Raw genomic sequence first — 18,495 nt, 5'->3', positions numbered from 1 at the left:
GGCGATGAACGCGGCCGGCGGGGCGGCTATTATGAGGGCATGTCCAATCTCCCATTCCCCACCGAATCGGCTGCGTTGACGTTGGAGGGGCCGGTCGGCCCGCTCGATATCGCAGTCGATCTGCCCGAGCCGGACGTCGCTGTGCAACCGGTCACCGCCATCGTCTGCCATCCGCTCTCCACCGAGGGGGGCAGCATGCACAACAAGGTCGTCACCATGGCCGCGCGCGCGTTGCGCGAGCTGGGCATCACCGTGGTGCGCTTCAATTTCCGCAGTGTCGGCACCTCGGCCGGCAGCTTCGATCATGGCAACGGCGAGCAGGACGATCTGCGTGCGGTTGCCGCGTGGGTGCGCAGCCAACGCCCGGGCGACACGCTGTGGCTGGCCGGTTTCAGCTTCGGCGCCTACGTGTCGTTGCGCGCTGCCGGCTCGCTCGAACCGCAGGTGTTGATCTCGATCGCGCCGCCGGCCGGGCGCTGGGATTTCAGCGGCATGCAGCCGCCTGCGAACTGGTTGGTGATTCAGGGCGATGCCGATGAAATCGTCGACCCGCAGGCGGTCTACGACTGGCTGGACACGTTGGAGCAGCAACCCGAGCTGGTGCGCATGCCCGACACCAGCCACTTCTTCCACCGCAAATTGATCGACCTACGCGGTGCGATCCAGCATGGTGTCCGGCGCTGGTTGCCGGCCGCAGTCTGACCGCGGCATGGCCCACGCACAGGCGTATCGCTCTGCGACGCGCCGTTAAGCGGGCTTGGCAGCAGCCGGCCCGCGGAGAACACGATGACTGAGATGACCCCGTCGCAGCGCTACGCCGCCGGCGTACAACGCGGCGACTGGCGCGCCGATCCTGCGCAGCAGGCGGCGTTGGCGGAGCTGGACCGTATCCACGATGCATTGGTGGACAGCGCGCAGGATGGCTGGCTGGACCGGCTGTCGGCCTTCTGGAAAAAGCCCGAGCCTGTGCGCGGCCTGTACTTCTGGGGTGGCGTGGGGCGCGGCAAGACCTTCCTGGTCGACCTGTTTTACGACGGGCTGCCGATCAAGCAGAAATACCGCACGCATTTCCACAGGTTCATGCGCGGCGTGCACGAGCAATTGCGCGAGCATGCCGGGCAGAGCGACCCGTTGGCCAAGATCGCCCAGCAGTGGCGCGAGAATCTGCGCGTGCTGGTGCTGGACGAATTCTTCGTCACCGACATCGGCGATGCGATGTTGCTGGCGCGCTTGCTGGAACGTTTGTTCGCCGAAGGTGTGACCCTGGTGACCACCTCCAATACCGCACCAGAAAACCTCTACGCCAATGGCTTGCAGCGCGACAGCTTCATGCCGGCGATCGGCTTGCTGCAGAAGTTCTGCGTCGAGCTGTATGCCGAAGGCACCGAGGATTACCGCATGCGCGCATTGACGCGTTCGCCGGTGTACCGCGCGCCGCTGGATGCGCAGGCCGATGAGTGGCTCAGCCAGCGCTGGAGCGAATTGAGCGGAAATGCCGAGGCACGTGGCGGCAATATCGAAATAGAAGCGCGCAAGATTGCGGTGCGCGCACGCGGCAAGAGCATCGCCTGGTTCGACTTTGCTGCGCTGTGCGAAGGCCCGCGCGGCCCGGGCGACTACATCGAGATCGCGCGCGAATTCACCACGGTGCTGCTGGGTGGCATTCCGCATTTCGACCGCATGAACGAGGACGCGGCGCGCCGTTTCGTCAATCTGATCGACGAGCTGTACGACCGCCACGTCAATCTGGTCTGCACCGCGCAGGACGCGCCGCCGGCGTTGTACAGCGGCCAGCGCCTGGCCGGCGCCTTCGAGCGCACCGCCTCGCGTTTGATCGAGATGCAGAGCGCCGATTATCTGGCCACTGCGCATCGGGCGTGAGTTGCTTGCGTGGTTGCGCACCTTAGAGCGACTAAAAAACGTAGCGAGTGCCTACCTGACGGCTGCGCAGTAGTTTTGTTAGTGGCTCTTGGCCTTCAGGGACTTTCCCAGTTACTGCGGCTCGGGACAACGTCGAGGATTTCGGCATCACCATTCGGAAATCTGCGATAGATCAGAGTGAATTTTCCGCTGCAGGCGGGCGCCAGATAGGTTCCTGGCTGCACGCCTTTGCGATGGGTCATGACGCCATCAAGGGTCTGGCCCTTGTCGTAGATTCGCTGATCCTGTGCGTCTGCAGTGCCTTCGTTGGTCGCTTCCATGCAATCGACCCAGTACTCGATCCTGGCTTCGTCCGCGCGCAGCGTCCAGTACACGGTCATGTCTTGGCGATGTGTTTCCTGGCCTGCTGTTTCAATGCCTGCAAGCGATCACGTGCGTGTTGGCCTGTCAGCGAGTCAGCCGGATTGGCATCGGCGGCCTCCACGGCAGAGCGCGTGCGGTCGGTCAAAAACCGTAGATACGCAGCATCCTTGTGCACGCCCGCGATGCGGCTCTGCTGATCTGCGCGCTTGCGCAATCTGATGCGCACATTGTTTGCCGGATCCGCTTGCCGGGTATTGTCGACGCGGTAGCTGTGGATGCCGATCTGGTGCAACGCTTTCGCTGCAGCCTCGATCCCGGCAAAGGTGCGCGGCTCTCCCAATTTGGAGATGAGCAGGCGCCGGCTATGGTCGCGCGCAAGCAGTTGCACCGCATAGCCATCGTCGGCCCCGAGCACGATCGCGTCTGACATGACGCCGGCTGCTACCAGCTCTTTGGCAGCCGCCAGCTTTACGGCCGGCATGTCTTTCACCAGGGGTGATGTTTTGCCCTTCAGGTGAAGTGATCGGAGGACAGATGTGAGGTCGGACATACGATTCTGGCGATACGAGCAGGGTTCCCAATTACTTATAACTCAGGTGGCCGGCAGCTGCACGGCTGCAGCACATTGCGGATTTTTCTCAAGGGCGAATAAAGTCGCTTGCAATTTAATAGTGCACTATGTAAATTGCAGCCATGGACACCGCCACAGCCACCACCGCCCGGACCAACGCGCTGCTGCAGCTCGACAACCAGCTGTGCTTTGCGCTGTATTCGGCCAACCTGGCGATGCACAAGCTCTACCGCGGGCTGCTGAAGGCGCTGGACCTGACCTATCCGCAGTACCTGGTGATGCTGGTGCTGTGGGAGACCGACGGGCGCGGCGTGTCGGAGATCGGCGAGCGCCTGTACCTGGACTCGGCCACGCTGACGCCGCTGCTCAAGCGCCTGCAGGCCGCTGGCCTGGTCACCCGCACGCGTGCCGTCAGCGACGAGCGTCAGGTGATCATCGGGCTGACCGACGCCGGCCGCGCCTTGCGCAGCAAGGCGGGCGCGGTGCCGGAGCAGGTGTTCTGCGCGTCGGCGTGTTCGTTGGACGAACTGCGTCAACTCAAGCAGGAACTGGAAAAGCTACGCTCCAGCCTCGGAGCGGCGTGAGTCGACCCACCCGTGCTTACGTTCTCAATTTACATGTCGCACACGATTCAATCGTCAACGATTCAACTACATCCTGCGCCGAGAGCGCTCACTCTGGAGAACCACCATGGCCTCACCTGAAAAGATCCTCTATACCGCCCACGCCACCGCAACCGGCGGCCGTGAAGGCCGTGCCGTGTCCTCGGACAAGGCGCTGGACGCCAAGCTGTCCACCCCGCGTGAGCTGGGCGGCGCGGGCGGCGACGGCACCAACCCGGAGCAGCTGTTCGCTGCCGGTTATGCGGCCTGCTTCATCGGCGCGATGAAGGCCGTTGCAGGTCAGGACAAGCTCAAGCTGCCGGGCGAAGTGAGCATCGACAGCAGCGTCGGCATCGGCCAGATTCCGGGCGGCTTCGGCATTGCGGTGGAATTGCGCATCGCGGTGCCGGGCATGGACAAGGCCGAACTGCAGGCGCTGGTCGACAAGGCCCACCAGGTCTGCCCGTACTCCAACGCCACGCGTGGCAACATCGACGTCACCCTGACCCTGGCCTGATCCACGCCAGTGCTGCCGCGCATATCGCGTAGCAGTGTCAGAAGCGGCCCGGCGCATGCGCCGGGCCGCGTTCGTTTGGACGTGCTGGCGATGCCCGCAGCCGCGCGGCACACTACGGCGATGACAGTGCTTGTTTCGCCGGTGCCGACCGGAATCTTCTGCGCATGAGCGCGCCGCGTCCTACCTTGTTACTGCTGCCTGGCCTGCTCAACGATGCGCAGCTGTGGCACGCGCAGCGCGTGGCATTGGCCGACGTTGCCGAGTGTGTGGTCGGCGACATCACCCAGGGCGAGAGCATGCGCGCGCTGGCGACGCAGGTGCTGGAGCGTATGCCGCCGCGTTTCGCATTGGCCGGTTTTTCGTTGGGCGGCTATGTGGCGCAGGAAATCCTGCGCATCGCGCCCGAGCGTGTGGAGCGCCTGGCCTTGCTGGATACCTCCGCCCGTGCCGATTCGCCCGAGCGTGTCGCGCAACGGCGCGCGCAGGAGGCGAGCGTGCGTGGCGGAAAGACGTTTCTTGGATTCGGCGAACGGCTGATGCGGCATTACGTGCATCCATCGCGCTGGAAGGACGCGGCCTTGCTGGAACGCGTGCGCGGCATGACCCAGCGCCTGGGCGTGGAGGTCTTCGTGCGCCAGAACCGGCTGGAGCGGGAAGATGGTCGCGCGTTGCTAGGCGCCTTCACTGGTCCTGTGCTGGTGCTGTGCGGCCAGGACGATGCGATCACCCCGCCTACGTTGCACGAGGAAATGGCTGCGCTCGCCGTGCAGGCGCAGTTGGTGCAAGTGCCTGCGTGTGGCCATCTGTCGCCATTGGAGCAGCCGCAGGCGGTATCGGATGCGCTGCGGGAATGGCTGCTGGCCTGATACGCGCCCTCAGTGCGCAGCCGTCACCACCACGCTGTTGGAAGCCGGCGCATCGTCTTGCTCGTTTTGCTGATGCGTCTTGAGCTCCAGCATCTGCAAGCGCTCGCCTTGAAAGCGATAGTCCAGTGCCTGTTGCACCGCGTACAACGCTTCTACCTGTGTGCATAAGCTGTGTGCCTGCGCCTCCAGCGCTTCGCTGCGTGCCTGCATCTGTTGTTCCATCCGCGCGTCCAATTGCTCTCCGCGTCGCTCCAGCTGCGCGGTGCGTCCGGTCATCACCGTCCACATCACGCTGCGGGTCAGGCCGCCGGCCAACTCTTCTGCGGCCTGTTCGACATTGGCTTCGAAGTGTTCGTCGAACAGCTCCTGCTCCCAGCGTCCACGCCCCAGGGTGGCATCGACCTGCGCAAGTGCGGTGACGCGCAGCCGCTCCACCTTGCGCTCCTGGCGCGTGCTGCCGGTGAGCATCTGCACCACGCCGGCCAGCGCATCGAAGGTGATGTCGACCACCGAGCGGGCGATGTCGGTCACTGCCGGCATCAGCGTGCGGGCGCCGTGCTCGATCTCGCGCAGGCGTTGCGCGTCTGCAGCGCTGACCGGTTGCGGTTGACGGTCCACGTTGAGCTCGCCACCGTGGAAAAAGATCTCGCGCGGCACGCCCTGTTTGCGGCGTAGCCAGATGCCGCCGCTATCGGCCAGCACGTCGTAGGACGTACGGACCTCGCACTGCTGCGAAGACACCTGCGGCTTGGCGGTTTCGGCCTGCGCGCTACAGGCCGCCAGCAGTAACAGCGGCGCGAGAAAGGCGGTGGGGCGCATGGCGGCGGCCTGGAAATCGGCGGACCCCAGCATCACGCGTGGCGATGCGCACCGCCATGGGCAGGAAGTCAGGGTGCCGCACCTCTTTATCCGAACAAACGGCAACCGCAAAAGCGTGAAGCGGGTCGAGCGCCTGCACGCTGACATCTTTTTAGCGGCTGGCTCACTTGACTCTCACGGCGTATGGTGTGAATTATGTTGCACAGCAGCATCGGAGCTCCGCAATGCTCGACTCACGCATCGAAAAGGTTGATCTGGCTCTGACCGAGATCGCCCAGAATCCATCGGAAAAGGTGGCGCTGTGGCAATGGGCCTGCCGCGAGATGTTGCATGAGACCCTGATCGGCATGCACCAGCTCTCGCATCTGGCCGGCATCGCCCGGCAGGTGGCCAACGACTGGCGCGAACCGGTGGATGTGATCGCTCCGGCAAAGCCCTATCTGGCTGCCTCGGCGTTGGCCGATCGGCGTCTGCCGCAGGTGCTGGACGGCCTGGGCAGCACCGACGACGACAACGACCGCGCCAACTTGTGGCGGCTGCGCTATGCCAGCCTGATCGCCGCCACCCTGCAAGGCATGCAGGCATTGGCCGAAAAACACCGCATCGATCGCCAGGCGATGGCGATGGGGCAGTTGAACTAGGCGTTTATTGCGGCACTGCGTGGCCGAGTGGTTGCGCAGGTGTTCGAGCCACCGCTTCAGTGCCGAACGGCCGCCTCTTCCATATGCCGCCACGCATGCCGCACGATCCAGCGCGCCTCATCCCAGGGCACCGACAGCATCGGTTGATAGTGGTAAAAGCCGTCCTGCAACACGCGATAGAGCTGCGCCTCGGTAGCGCGCGGGTAAGCCAGATAAATGTCGTAGCCGAGCTTCAGCAGCCGGGCATAGTCGGCAAAATCGTAGCCGCCCAGATGGCCTTCGGCGTGGACATCGCGCCAATAGGCGATCTCAGCGTCGAGGTTGACGACGCGGCGGGTCAAAACGGATGCGGTGTGCATGGGTAGGACTCCGTTGTCGAGACTTACCCCCTGTGGCTGGCACCGTAGCAGCGCCTGTCACGTGCAACCAGCACGCGACGACGAGCGGTCGTCGCGGCGGTTATGCCCCCTATCGGGCGATGCCGATACGTGGAAAACCGAGAACTCAATCCCAGTCGGGTGCAATCGCCTTCGGATTGGCCAGGCGCTGACCGCGGTCGAGTGCGGCAATCTCGCTCATGTCCTGTTCGCTCAGCTGCAACGACTGCGCCTTGAGATTGCTTGCAAGGTTTTCGCGCTTGGTCGAGGACGGAATCACCGAATACCCCTGCTGCAGTGCCCAGGCCAAGGTCACCTGTGCCGCAGTGGCGTCGTGGCGCGCGGCAATCGCCTGGATCACCGGATCCTTCAACACCTCGCCAACCGCCAGCGTCATGTACGAGGTGACATGGATGCCTTGCTCGCGCAGGAACGCGATCAGCGCGCGGTTCTGCAGGTAGGGATGCACTTCGATCTGGTTGGTGGCGATGGCATCGGTGCCCAGGATCTCGATAGCCTGTTTGATCAGTGCGATAGTGAAGTTGGATACACCGATTGCGCGGGTCAGGCCCTGCTGCCTGGCCTGCGCCAGCGCTTCCAGATATTCGCGCATCGGCACCTGATCTTTCGGTGAGGGCCAGTGAATCAGGGTGAGATCGACATGCTCGGTGCCGAGCTTGCGCAGGCTTTCCTGCAGGCTCGGCAGCAAGGCATCGCGGCCGAACTTGTCGACCCAGATCTTGGTGGTCAGATACAGCTGATCACGCGGCACGTTGGAGGCGGCAATGGCCTGGCCGACCTGTTCTTCGTTGTCGTAGATCTGTGCGGTATCGATGGCGCGGTAGCCCAACTCCAGCGCGTTGCGCACCGAGTCGATGACGATCTGGTCCTTGAGACGAAAGGTGCCCAGGCCGAATGCGGGGACTGTCATGGTGTTCCTTTGTTGATCGGGAATAGGGAATGGGGAATCGTAAAAGCTGATGGTGTGCGGGGTGCTGCGAGTTATTTAGTCGAGCGCGACGACGGCCTTGCCGAAGTTTTCGCCACGCAGCAGGCTGATCAGGCCTTGCGGTGCGCTGTCCAGGCCGTGCAGCACGTGTTCGCGATACTGAATCTGGTCTTCGCGCAGCCACTGGCCCATTTCGCGCAGGAAGGCAGGCATCAGGCGAATGAAATCGTGCTGGATGAAGCCGCGCACGGTCAGTCGTTTGCGCAGTACCTGACCCATGAAGTCCGGCAGACGGTCCGGCCCCGGCAGCGCCTGGCCCCGGCTGTTGTAGGTGGCGATCACGCCGCACACCGGGACGCGTGCGAACGCATTCAACTGCGGCAACACCGCGTCGAACACCTTGCCGCCGACGTTTTCGAAATAGATGTCGATGCCGTCCGGCGTGGCGGTGCGCAACTGCTCGGCAAAGTCGTCGGCGCGGTGGTCCAGTGCCACATCCACGCGCAACGTCTCGCGCAGGTAACGCACCTTTTCTTCGCCGCCGGCAATGGCCACCACGCGCAAGCCTTGCAGGCGTGCCAGCTGCGCCACGGTGGCGCCGACCGGGCCGCTGGCGGCCGCAACCACCAATGTCTCGCCCGCCTGCGGCTTGCCGATTTCATGCAGGCCGGCGTAGGCGGTGAAGCCGGGCATGCCGTACACGCCGAGCGCGGTGCTCAGCGGCAAGGCATCGTCCTTGGGCAGCTTGCGTAATGGCGCGTCAGGAGTGAACAGGCTATGCGTCTGCCAGCCGCCCGGCAGCACCAGCAGATCGCCGGGTTGATAGTCGGGATGATGCGATTCGAGCACTTCGCCCACGGTGCCGCCTTCCATCACCGCGTCGATCTCCACCGGTGCGGCGTAGGACGGGCCTTCGTCCATGCGTCCACGCATGTACGGATCCAGCGAGAGAAAGCGATTGCGCACCAGAATCTGTTCGTGCCCGGTGGGCGGCAAGGCGAGCTCTTCCAGGCGGAAGTTGTCGGCGCTTGGCTCGCCGTGCGGGCGTGAGGCCAGCACGATGCGGCGGTTGGTGATCGATGTCATGCGGAATTCCTCGCGGAAAGGACCACGCGTGCGCGGCCGAGGGAGCACAGCCGCATAGCGGCTGCGCGAGGGAGTGCGTGCGATGGGTTACATGCGCTGCAGAGGCGAGGCGTCAAGCGGCTTCGGAAGGATCCGGCGCGCTTGCGCTATCCAGCTGCGCAATCTGATCGGCGCTCAGCGACACGCGCGCTGCCGCCAGTACGTCGTGCAGCTGGGTCACGCTGGTGGCACTGACGATCGGCGCGCTCAGGCCCGGTCGCGCGATCAACCAGGCCAATGCGATCTGCGCGGGCGTGGCGGTGTGGGTGGCGGCCAGATCGTCCAGCGCCTGCAGGATGCGCAAGCCACGCGGATTGACGTACTGCTTGACCACCGACGCACCGCGCGCGCTGCTCTTGCTGGCATCGTCTGCACTGCGGTACTTGCCGGTGAGAAAGCCGCTGGCCAGCGAGTAATAACTGATCACACCGATCTCGCGCTCGCGTACCAGCGGTTCCAGCTCGGCTTCGTAACCGACGCGGTCGTAGAGGTTGTATTCCGGCTGCAGGCTTTCGTAGCGTGGCAACTTGTATTGCTCGGAAATATCCAGTGCATCGCGCAGGCGTGCGGCGCTGTAGTTGGAGGCGCCAATCGCGCGCACCTTGCCTTGTTCGATCAAGCGACCGAATGCGGCCAGCGTGGCTTCCAGCGGAACCGATTCGTCGTCTGCGTGGGCCTGATATAGGTCGATCACATCGGTCTGCAGACGCGTGAGCGAATCCTCCACGGCTGCGGCGATGTTTTCCGGCGACAAGCCCGGATGCTCGCTCCACTTGCCCACCTTGGTGGCGATCAACACTTTGTCGCGCTTGCCACTGCGTGCGAGCCAGCGCCCGATGATGGTTTCCGATTCGCCGCCATGGTTGCCAGGCACCCAGCCGGAGTAGGCATCGGCGGTATCGATCAGATTGAAACCGGCATCGACGAAGGCATCGAGCAGCGCAAACGAGGTCGCTTCATCGGCGCTCCAGCCGAACACATTGCCACCGAAGACGATCGGTTGAATCTGCAGGCCGGAGCGGCCCAGCGCGCGGGAGTGAGTCATGGTGAAAGCTCCTGATTCGAAACTGCCGAACAGGATAGTCATGCACACCGGCGTTGCGTGTGACACCAACGTGGATTCAGCGTTCCGCCCAGCTGCCGCAATGCCTCACAGAATTTGAACATGTCGTGTGTCGCGCGCAGTGCAGCATGCGAAGTCCTGCACATGGCAGGCTCCAAATCGCATGCTAGGCTCGCGCTACTTTTTCCCGTAAAGGGCGCTGTGATGATCCGCAACAAGCTGGTGTGTGCATGTGTGGTGGGGATGGCAGTGGCGATGAGCGCGCCGCTGGCAATGGCAATCAAGCCGGCCGATAGCGCAACCCTGCCGGCGCCCGATGCGGCGCTGCAAAAAGCCATCGACGGCAACTGGCGCGACCGTGTGTATGTGCAGCGCGATGTCTATCGCCATCCGGGTCAGACGCTGGCGTTCTTCGGCATCAAGCCGACCCAGACCGTTATCGAAATCACACCGGGGGGCGGCTGGTACTCGGAGATTCTGGCGCCATATCTGCGCGAGAAGGGCAAGTACGTGGCAGCAGTGGTCGACCCGGCGGCGGTCCCGGAAGGCCGTAGCCGCGACTCCGCACAGCGCGGGCGCGACGAGCTGGAAAAGAAGTTCCAGGCCAAGCCACAGGTGTATGGCAAGCCCTCGTTCGTGTCGTACGTGCCGAAGACGCCCTCGTTCGGCGTGGACAATTCGGCCGACCTGGTGCTGACCTTCCGCAACGTGCACAACTGGCGCATGGCCGGTAATGCCGAGGCGATGTTCAGCGGCTTCTACAAGGTGCTCAAGCCCGGTGGCGTGCTCGGCGTGGTGGAGCATCGTGCCAAGGCCGATGTGCCGGCGGACGACAAGAGCGGTTATGTGGGCCAGGCGCAGTTGATTGCGATGGCCGAAGCGGCCGGTTTCAAGCTGGCGGGCAAGAGTGAGGTCAACGCCAACCCGCGCGACACCAAGGACTATGCCGGTGGCGTGTGGACGCTGCCGCCGAGCAACAGCCACGACAAGGCCGACGAAGCCAAGTACAAGGCGATCGGCGAGAGCGACCGCATGACCTTGAAGTTCGTCAAGCAGTGAGGCAGTGCCTGCATGCCGGCGCGCAGTGCGCGTTCGGCATGCAGCCGTTTGCATACCGCCAACCAACGCATGACGCCACGCACGCGCATTGCGTCTTGCCGGCGTTGTGCCTCGCTCTGACGCAACGGGACTGGCATGTTGGTGTTGTTGAACAAACCCTATGGCGTGCTGTCGCAATTCAGCGACCGCTCGCAGCCGCCCAAACGCACGCTGGCCGAATTCGGCTTGCCGGCCGACGTGTATGCGGCCGGCCGTCTGGATCACGACAGCGAAGGCTTGCTGCTCCTGACCGACGATGGCGCATTGGCGCACCGCTTGACCGACCCGCGCCACAAACAACCCAAGACCTACTGGGTGCAGGTGGAAGGTACGCCTGCGCCTTCGCAGTTGCAGGCCTTGCGCGATGGCGTGGTGCTCAACGACGGCCCGACCCGCCCGGCCAAGGTGCGCAGCATCGATCCGTCACCGCAGGTGTGGCCGCGCGATCCGCCGGTACGCGTGCGCAAGACCGTGCCCGACGCATGGCTGGAACTGCAGATCACCGAAGGCCGTAACCGTCAGGTGCGGCGCATGACCGCATCGGTAGGCCTTCCCACCTTGCGTCTGATCCGTGTGGCGATCGGTGACTGGAGGTTGGATGCGCTCGCACCTGGGCAGTGGCGCGCGGATGAAACCCATCACGCGCGGCCAAGCCGGACGCGACGCTGAGTGTTCTGCTTTCTCAGCGTTCGTTCCGTGCACGGCAGCGAGACACAGCAACGCACCGCGACTTAGGGCCGCGATGCGTGCGTTCAAGAGCAACTGACAACAGCGATCGACACAACCGTCGTGCGACACATGCTCGCTCGCAACGCCTTGTCAGCTGCACGCAGCCTCAATAATCGAAGCTCACGCTCACCCGCAACGAACGCGGTGCCTGCCGCACATTGGCCGCCCCGTACAGCGGATCCGGTTGTCCCGGTTCGAGTTCCGAATAGGGATAGCGCCACAGCGCGGTCTGGGTATTGAACACGTTGAACACATCCAGATTGAAACCGAGCTTGCCGTCGCCAAAACCGGGGCGATAGGCCAGGCCCAGATCCAGTTGCGTCATCGTCGGCAGGCGGCCTTGGCTGCCCGGAGGCGCAGGTTGGCCCTGGTAGTAGTGGTAGGCGATGCCGTAGCCGGCAGGGTCGGTCTGATCGGCGCCATACGAGCCGAGCGGGCTGAACGGCGCGCCGGTAACCACGGCCAGGTTGGCCGACACCAGCCACTGCGGGGTGATCTGATAATACCCATACAGCTTGAGCTGGTGGGTGTGGTCGTTGCTCTGCGGGCCGTTGGTATGCTCCATCAGCTGCGCGTAATCCCAGGCCTGCGATGTGGCCACCGCGGTCTGGCCGATGTTGGAGAGCAGCTGGCCTTCCGTGGTGCCGTAGCTGCGCGAGAAGGTGTAGTCGGCCTTGGCGTACCAGCGGCTGTCGAAGGGATGTTCCAGCGACAGGTTGAGCGCGTAGTAGTTGCGCTTGAAGGCCGGCATGCCGAGCTCGGCGTTGCTCAGCGGCACGCTGACGTAGTTGCCGCCGGTATCGACCAGGGTGAAGGTGTTGGCCTTGCCCGGATTGATCAGCCAGCAGCTGACCGGATTGCTCTGCTTGGTGACGTCGTAGCCCAGCGCATCGGACTTGGCCAGCACCGCATCGATATCGCAGTAATCATCCACGCCGCTGCGCAACAAACGATAAGTCGCCTTGGCGCCGTAAACCCAGCTGTCGCCGAGTGTCTTGGAAAAGCCCAGGATGAACTCGTCCTGGAACGAGGGCTTGATGCCGGAGGTCGCCACGGTCTTGGGGTCGGGCAGGATCCCGTAATTGTTGTTGGACGAGACCGGGTCGGAGAACTGGGTCAGATCGGTGGGATAGCCGTTGGCATCGATGCCGCCATAGGTGTAATACGTCGACGTCGCCAAGGTGGCACCGGCCGCGTTGAAGGCCGGATTCAGCGGCAGTGCCAGGTAGTAACGCCCCGCATTGCCGAACACCTTGAAACGCCCGTCGCCATCGACGTCCCAGCTGAAGCCCAGACGCGGCGCCCATTGCCTGCTGGACTGCTTGATGTAGGCATCGCCATCGCGGTTGAAGTTGGTGAACTGATCCAGCCGCAAGCCAAGATTGAGCAACAGCCGGTCGCTGACCTGCCAGTTGTCTTCGATGTATTGCGCGCGTTGCGCCGAGCGCACCGAGGCCAGCGAACTGGAGACATAGCGACGCACGTAATAGCCGTCTTCGCCATTGACGATGCCGCCAGTGGCCGGCACGCCCAGGCCGGTGCTGATCGGCACATTGGGGTTGGACTGGCCGTAGGCCCAGTAATACCCATCGCCGGAGGTCACCGAGCCGCGATTGAGGGCGCGTGCATTCTGGTTGTCGATCCCGACGGTGATCGAGTGATGGCCGATGACGTAATTCAGATCCAGCCGCAAATTGTCGCTGCGGTTGCCGCGATCCGGATCGACCAGCGATGAGGTGGTCTGCGCATTGGTGATCGGGTTGCCGCCAGTGAGCGCGGGATTCTGCAGCGAGGCATTGGACAGAAAGGTCAGCGAGCTGTCATAGGCAGGATTGCCGACGTAGTCGTCGGATTTCATCTTGCCGTACAGCGCGCTGACGGTGAGGCGGTCGGTGAGATAACCGGTGTATTTGGCGCTCCACAGATTGCCGCCGGTCTTGGTGGTGTCGTCCTGGCCACGCAAGCTGCCGCGACTCAACGCGTCGTAATCGTAGTTGTAGATGCTGCCGCGATACACGTTGCGGCTGGAGGCGCCGGTGAGTTCCAGCAGGTGGTTGTCGGTGATGTTCCAATCCAGCTTGCCGTACCAGCGCGGGCGGTCGTATCGATAGCTGGTGTCGGCATTGGTGTCTTCCACGCTGTCCAGTTCGCGGCCCTGGCGGCGCTCCAGTTCATAGGAGCCGAACAGGAACAGCTTGTCCTGGATCAACGGCCCGCCGGCATACACGCTTTGGGTGGACACCCATTGGCGGTCCTGATTGTCGGGGCGATACAGCGCGCCATTGGCTGGGTAGCGCACATCGTCCTTGTCCGCGCGCGCAGATGCCGGCTCCCACAACGCCTGTCCACCAAAGTGCCAGTCGTTGGTGCCGCGCTTGCCCACTGCATTGATCACGCCGCCATCGGAGCGGCCGTACTTGGCGCTGTAGCCGCCGGTATAGACCTCCAGCTGATCGATACTGCCGTAGGGCAGGGTCAGGCCGCCCAGGCCACGCAGCGGATCGGTGGTGTTGAAGCCGTTGATGTAATACGCGTTCTCCGCAGCCGAAGAACCGCCGAAGCTCACCAACTGCTCGCCGCTCGGGCCGCTATAGGTGCCGCTGCCACTGTTGCCGACCACGCCCGGTGCCAGCTGCGCGATCGCCTCGGCCGAACGGCCAAGTGGCAATCGCTGCAATTGCTCGGCAGTGATGACGGTGCGCGAATCCACGGTGGTGACATCGATCGCGGCTGCCGCACGATCGGCGGTGACGCTGACGCCATCCAGTTGTGTCACCCCGCCGAACGACACATCGGTGGTGGTGCCCACCGTCAGCGTCACTGCCTCGCGTGTATTCAACACGTTTCCGGCGGCATCTTTGGCCACGACCGAGTAAGTGCCTAACGGCAATTGGCCCAAGGCGTAGCGGCCGCGTGCATCGACGTCCACTTCGCGGGTGAGGCCGGTATCGCTACGCACCACAACGCGGCTGGCCGAGGCAGGGGCCTGACCGGCGATGCTGCCGGTGGTGGATTGCGCCAGGGCCAACGGTGAGGCAGTGGCAAGCAAGAGCGCCAACGCGAGTGCGCTAGGCCGGAAGATGGGAGAGCGAACGGTCATGAACAATCACTTCTGGATGTGGGGAGGTGGGAGCACCCCGCAAGCGCGCACTTGCGACGCCGATCTCGGTGTGGCTCCCCGCGGACATTAATCACCGCCGAGCCCGCTATTCAGAAATGGAGTGTGGTTATGTCGCTACGCCAAATGGCTATGGTGATTGCAGTGGTGTGTCACGCGTTGACATCAGGGCACCGCGATGGATTGCATCCCACAAACGACAACGCCACGGCGCAGGGCCGTGGCGTTGTCTGAATTTACCTGGCGAGATGGCTTATTCGATGCCGTCGCTCGGGGTCACTGCACCGCGACGCTGGTAGGCCGCGCGACGTGCGCTGGCGTTGCCGGCGTTTTCGCGATCGAAACGATGCACGTTGCCGCCGAGCACCTGCTGATCACGCTGCCGCTTGCGGTACACCGCATAGCCGATCAGGCCGAGGCCGGCGACGGCCGCTGCCACGGTGATGGCGGGATTGCGCTTGACCGCCTTGCTGACGACCTTGCCGCCGGTACGCACGGCACCCAGCGCGGCGCCGGTCTTGAGCCATTCGCTGGCACCCGGGCTGAAATGACGCAGGCTGCTGCCCGCGTTGCGTGCCTTGTCGCCCGCGTCGGACGCGGCGTGACGCAGATGGTCGCCGGCAGTGCCAGCCAGTTCCAGGGCACGCTCCAGGGCGCGTTCGGTGATCACAGTCAGCTTGCTCATTGGAGGCGTTTCCTTTCTGAGTACGTGGTCCGCAGTGTGTGGGCTGGTGCGTATAGACCGTGTTAGCGGTGGTGGAGCTTGTTTGGGTTGCGGTTAAGTAATGATGCGTTGCGCTTTGTATGTGGGAGTCGGAGGTAGCGGTAAAAAACAGATCTGATGAGCATGCGCGGCTTTTCCCTTCTCCCGCCGGGAGAAGGTGCCCGAAGGGCGGATGAGGGTACGGGCGAAGCCACGTGCGCTTGAACGACGCGAGTGCTTCGCCCCGTACCCTCACCCCAACCCCTCTCCCGACGGGAGAGGGGCTTTACGTGCCACGTGGTTTTGCCCTGTGCGTTGCGGCTGCCGTCCATGGGTCTTCCGGCGCGCCGCAGAAGTCGTTGAGTACATGACATCTTTCACCGCCGCTGCGGGTCAGGACCCGTCATGTGCCACGCGGTTTTGCCCTGTGCGTTGCTGTTGCGGTCCATGGATCCTCTGGCCACGGGTGTCTGGGATACCGCCCCTTCATCTCCTTCTTGACCTCCGGATACGTCGTTACCCAGAAGCTCTTCAGATCCTGTGTGACCTGCAACGGTCGCCCACCTGGTGAGAGCAGGTGCAAGGTCAATGGGATGCGGCCATCGGCGATGCGCGGGGTTTCGGCCAGGCCGAACAGTTCCTGCAGCTTGACCGCCAGCACCGGCGGCAACGGTTGCCCGGCGTGATCGACGGCGTAGCTGATCTGCCGCTCCATGCCCGAGGGCACGCCGATCCGGGTGGGCGCGTGGCGGTCGATCAACTGGCGGCGGTCCCACGGCAAGGCGGCCTTGAGCGCTTCGCCCAGGCTGCTTTCGTCGAGTGCGTCGAGCCGGGTCTTGCCGACGAACGCCGGGCGCAGCCAGGTCTCCAGCGTGGCCATCAGGGCTGCATCGGAGAGATCGGGCAACGCGAGCTCCGGCATCCAGGCGCACAGCGACTGCACGCGTGCGCGCCATTGGCGCAGGCCGTCGGTCCAGGGTAGGGCATCCAGGCCCAGCTGACGCACTGCCTCGGTCAGGGCGCTGGCGGCCTGTGCCGGATCGACGCGGCCGGCCGGGCGGCTGTCGAGCACGATGCGGTCGAAGCTGGATTGCCGGCGCGCCACCAGGGCGCGCTTGTCCGCATCCCATTGCACCAGGTCCTGCTGCACGAAGCGCTCTGGCGCGCTGCGGCGCAGATAGCCTTCGTCCACCGGCGCGGCGCGCAGCAGCAGCGCGTCCTTGGCTTCGTAACGCAGTTCGCTGGCCACCAGCCAGGGTTCGCCGCGCAGGTCGCTGTGGTCGAACAGGCGCGCGCTGCGGCCGTTGGCGAGCAGGTAGCGCAGCGGGTCGGCAGGGTGGCGCGCGGCGATACGGTCGGGGAAGGCGTGCGAGAGCAGATCGCCGAGCGCATGCGCCTCCACGCTGGCGGGCGGTGCGCTGTCGCAACGCAGCCGGCGTCGCCATTGTTTGGCGGCGCTGTCGATCGCGGCCAGGCCGCCGCGGTTGGCATCGTGTGTGCTGCGACCTTGGCGGAATGCGGCCAGTGCGCGCCAGCGGGCGGCCAGCCCATCGCCGCCCTGACGCAGCGGGTCGCGCGCTTCCAGCAAGGCGGCCAGGTCGCAGGCCAACGCTACGCGCGCGGCATCGCCGGCCTGCGCCAGCATCGCGGCCAGGCGTGGATGGGTGCCCAGCGCGAGCATGCGCCGGCCCAGCGCGGTGATGCCGCCGCTGCCGGTGAGCGCGCCCAGCCGCTGCAGCAATTCGTGCGCGGCGGCCAGCGCGCCGGCCGGCGGTGCATCGACGAAACGCAATGCGGCACTGCCCCAGGCGGCCAGTTCCAGTGCCAGGCCGGCCAGTTCCACCTGCGTGATCTCGGCGCGCCGCTGCGGTTCCAGCCGTTGCGATTGCGGCCACAGCCGGTACGCCCAACCGCTGGCCACACGCCCGGCGCGGCCGGCACGCTGGTCGGCCGAGGCTTGCGCAATGGTGGCGATGTCCAGCCGCGAGAAACCGCTGTTGGGATCGTAATGCGGCTCGCGCGCCAGCCCGCTGTCGATGACCACGCGCACGCCAGGCAGGGTCACCGAGGACTCGGCCACATTGGTCGCCAGCACCACGCGCCGGCGCCCGGACGGGTCGGGTTGCAGTACCTGGCTTTGCGCCTCGACCGGCAATTCGCCATGCAGCGGCAGCACCTGCACCGCCGGGTCCAGCACGTCCTGCAGCGCGCTGTGCACGCGTGCGATCTCGCGCTGGCCTGGCAGGAACACCAGCACATCGCCCGGATGGGTGGCCAAGGCGTGTTCCACCGCGCGGCGGGTCTGCGGTTCCAGCGCTTCGTCGCGGCGCGCGGGAAAGTGCGCGATCTCCACCGGGAAACTGCGTCCGGCGCTGCTCAGGCGCGGTGCGTCGAGAAAGCCGGCCAGGCGCTCGCCATCCAGCGTGGCCGACATCGCCACGATGCGCAGGTCTTCGCGCACCTGCGCCTGCACATCCAGCGCCAGCGCCAGACCGAGGTCGCCGGCCAGATGGCGTTCGTGGAATTCATCGAACAGCAGTGCGCCGATGTGTTCCAGCATCGGGTCGTCCTGGATCAGCCGCGTCAGGATGCCCTCGGTGACGACCTCGATGCGGGTACGTGCGGAGGTCTTGTTCTCGAAGCGGATGCGGTAGCCCACGGTTTCGCCGACCGGCTCGCCGAGCTGGCGCGCCATGAACATCGCCGCGCTACGGGCGGCCACGCGGCGTGGTTCGAGCATCACGATCTTGCGACCGGCCAGCCACGGCGCGTCCAGCAAGGCCAGCGGCACCTGGGTGGTCTTGCCGGCGCCGGGCGGGGCTTCCAGCACCAGCCGCGGATGGGCCGCCAGGCTGTCGCGGATTTGCGGCAATAACGGGAAGATCGGAAACGCGGGGTCGGTCATGCGCGGGAAGGATACGGGGCGGCCCGAATCTGCGCGATGGTCGGGTTGATGGGTGAAGGCTGTCAGGGAATGCCGAGTGGCGAAGTGCCTGCCAAGACATGCCTGGCTGTTTTAAAGGCCGAGCTTGCTTCAGGCCCGGGCAGGGACGTCGATAACCGGTGTAATCCC

General features: G+C 64.6%; 18 protein-coding genes. 8 read left to right on the top strand and 10 right to left on the bottom strand.

The window, feature by feature from the left end:
- Nucleotides 1–39 precede the first annotated feature (39 nt).
- Together NYR97_RS06670 and zapE are read left to right on the top strand one after the other, a co-directional pair.
- Nucleotides 40–702 (top strand): alpha/beta hydrolase, encoded by a 663-nt coding sequence (locus tag NYR97_RS06670; protein ID WP_316697189.1) that lies wholly within the window; start codon nt 40–42, stop codon nt 700–702.
- A gap of 84 nt (nt 703–786) precedes the next feature.
- Nucleotides 787–1,881 (top strand): cell division protein ZapE, encoded by a 1,095-nt coding sequence (zapE, locus tag NYR97_RS06665; protein ID WP_316697187.1) that lies wholly within the window; start codon nt 787–789, stop codon nt 1,879–1,881.
- 95 nt (nt 1,882–1,976) lie between these two features.
- Here zapE and NYR97_RS06660 read toward each other — a convergent pair whose 3' ends face one another.
- Nucleotides 1,977–2,261 (bottom strand): hypothetical protein, encoded by a 285-nt coding sequence (locus NYR97_RS06660; RefSeq protein WP_316697186.1) that lies wholly within the window; start codon nt 2,259–2,261, stop codon nt 1,977–1,979.
- Complete coding sequence (locus NYR97_RS06655; RefSeq protein ID WP_176340057.1) at nt 2,258–2,794, bottom strand: hypothetical protein; 537 nt, start codon at nt 2,792–2,794, stop codon at nt 2,258–2,260. The genes NYR97_RS06660 and NYR97_RS06655 overlap by 4 nt, the downstream gene beginning before the upstream one ends.
- Before the next feature lie 143 nt (nt 2,795–2,937).
- Here NYR97_RS06655 and NYR97_RS06650 point away from each other — a divergent pair, with 143 nt between their 5' ends.
- The 3 genes from NYR97_RS06650 (at nt 2,938) to NYR97_RS06640 (ending at nt 4,800) form a co-directional block, all read left to right on the top strand.
- On the top strand, nt 2,938–3,399 hold the full coding sequence (locus NYR97_RS06650; protein WP_316697185.1) for a MarR family winged helix-turn-helix transcriptional regulator: 462 nt from the start codon (nt 2,938–2,940) through the stop codon (nt 3,397–3,399).
- Nucleotides 3,400–3,505: 106 nt separating this feature from the next.
- On the top strand, nt 3,506–3,934 hold the full coding sequence (locus NYR97_RS06645) for an organic hydroperoxide resistance protein (protein ID WP_023902199.1): 429 nt from the start codon (nt 3,506–3,508) through the stop codon (nt 3,932–3,934).
- Between the two features lie 164 nt (nt 3,935–4,098).
- Nucleotides 4,099–4,800 (top strand): alpha/beta fold hydrolase, encoded by a 702-nt coding sequence (locus NYR97_RS06640; RefSeq protein ID WP_316697184.1) that lies wholly within the window; start codon nt 4,099–4,101, stop codon nt 4,798–4,800.
- A gap of 9 nt (nt 4,801–4,809) precedes the next feature.
- On the opposite strand, the gene NYR97_RS06635 is transcribed toward NYR97_RS06640, so the two are convergent.
- Nucleotides 4,810–5,652 (bottom strand): DUF2884 family protein, encoded by an 843-nt coding sequence (locus NYR97_RS06635; protein WP_316698068.1) that lies wholly within the window; start codon nt 5,650–5,652, stop codon nt 4,810–4,812.
- Between the two features lie 191 nt (nt 5,653–5,843).
- Between NYR97_RS06635 and NYR97_RS06630 the strand changes: the two genes are divergently transcribed.
- A complete protein-coding gene (locus NYR97_RS06630) occupies nt 5,844–6,260 on the top strand; it encodes a hypothetical protein (RefSeq protein ID WP_205393320.1) in 417 nt (138 codons plus the stop codon).
- 56 nt (nt 6,261–6,316) lie between these two features.
- Here NYR97_RS06630 and NYR97_RS06625 read toward each other — a convergent pair whose 3' ends face one another.
- The 4 genes from NYR97_RS06625 to NYR97_RS06610 all read right to left on the bottom strand — a co-directional run bounded on the left by NYR97_RS06625 (nt 6,317) and on the right by NYR97_RS06610 (nt 9,756).
- Nucleotides 6,317–6,619, bottom strand: coding sequence for a hypothetical protein (locus tag NYR97_RS06625; protein ID WP_023902203.1), 303 nt, complete (start codon nt 6,617–6,619; stop codon nt 6,317–6,319).
- 145 nt (nt 6,620–6,764) lie between these two features.
- Complete coding sequence (gene dkgB, locus NYR97_RS06620) at nt 6,765–7,568, bottom strand: 2,5-didehydrogluconate reductase DkgB (protein ID WP_316697183.1); 804 nt, start codon at nt 7,566–7,568, stop codon at nt 6,765–6,767.
- A gap of 75 nt (nt 7,569–7,643) precedes the next feature.
- The gene (locus NYR97_RS06615) at nt 7,644–8,672 is read right to left on the bottom strand and encodes an NADP-dependent oxidoreductase (protein ID WP_316697182.1); all 1,029 of its coding nucleotides are present in this window, start codon (nt 8,670–8,672) and stop codon (nt 7,644–7,646) included.
- A gap of 112 nt (nt 8,673–8,784) precedes the next feature.
- Nucleotides 8,785–9,756: an aldo/keto reductase gene (locus NYR97_RS06610; protein ID WP_316697181.1), complete on the bottom strand. Its 972-nt coding sequence runs from the start codon at nt 9,754–9,756 to the stop codon at nt 8,785–8,787.
- Nucleotides 9,757–9,978: 222 nt separating this feature from the next.
- On the opposite strand from NYR97_RS06610, the gene NYR97_RS06605 reads away from it, so the two are divergent.
- Both NYR97_RS06605 and NYR97_RS06600 read left to right on the top strand, forming a co-directional pair.
- A complete protein-coding gene (locus NYR97_RS06605; protein ID WP_316697180.1) occupies nt 9,979–10,833 on the top strand; it encodes a class I SAM-dependent methyltransferase in 855 nt (284 codons plus the stop codon).
- A 135-nt stretch (nt 10,834–10,968) separates the two neighbouring features.
- Nucleotides 10,969–11,541 (top strand): pseudouridine synthase, encoded by a 573-nt coding sequence (locus NYR97_RS06600; RefSeq protein WP_205393325.1) that lies wholly within the window; start codon nt 10,969–10,971, stop codon nt 11,539–11,541.
- A gap of 166 nt (nt 11,542–11,707) precedes the next feature.
- Here NYR97_RS06600 and NYR97_RS06595 read toward each other — a convergent pair whose 3' ends face one another.
- The 3 genes from NYR97_RS06595 to hrpB form a co-directional block, all read right to left on the bottom strand.
- Nucleotides 11,708–14,701 (bottom strand): TonB-dependent receptor, encoded by a 2,994-nt coding sequence (locus tag NYR97_RS06595; RefSeq protein ID WP_316697179.1) that lies wholly within the window; start codon nt 14,699–14,701, stop codon nt 11,708–11,710.
- 271 nt (nt 14,702–14,972) lie between these two features.
- Nucleotides 14,973–15,404, bottom strand: coding sequence for a hypothetical protein (locus NYR97_RS06590; protein WP_168958566.1), 432 nt, complete (start codon nt 15,402–15,404; stop codon nt 14,973–14,975).
- A gap of 421 nt (nt 15,405–15,825) precedes the next feature.
- A complete protein-coding gene (hrpB, locus tag NYR97_RS06585; RefSeq protein ID WP_316697178.1) occupies nt 15,826–18,327 on the bottom strand; it encodes an ATP-dependent helicase HrpB in 2,502 nt (833 codons plus the stop codon).
- Nucleotides 18,328–18,495 lie beyond the last annotated feature (168 nt).

The sequence above is a fragment of the Xanthomonas hydrangeae genome (assembly GCF_032697525.1).
GTDB classification, from domain to species: Bacteria; Pseudomonadota; Gammaproteobacteria; order Xanthomonadales; family Xanthomonadaceae; genus Xanthomonas; species Xanthomonas hydrangeae.
Note: the sequence above shows the minus strand (reverse complement) of the source record. Positions and strands in the feature narration are given on the sequence as shown.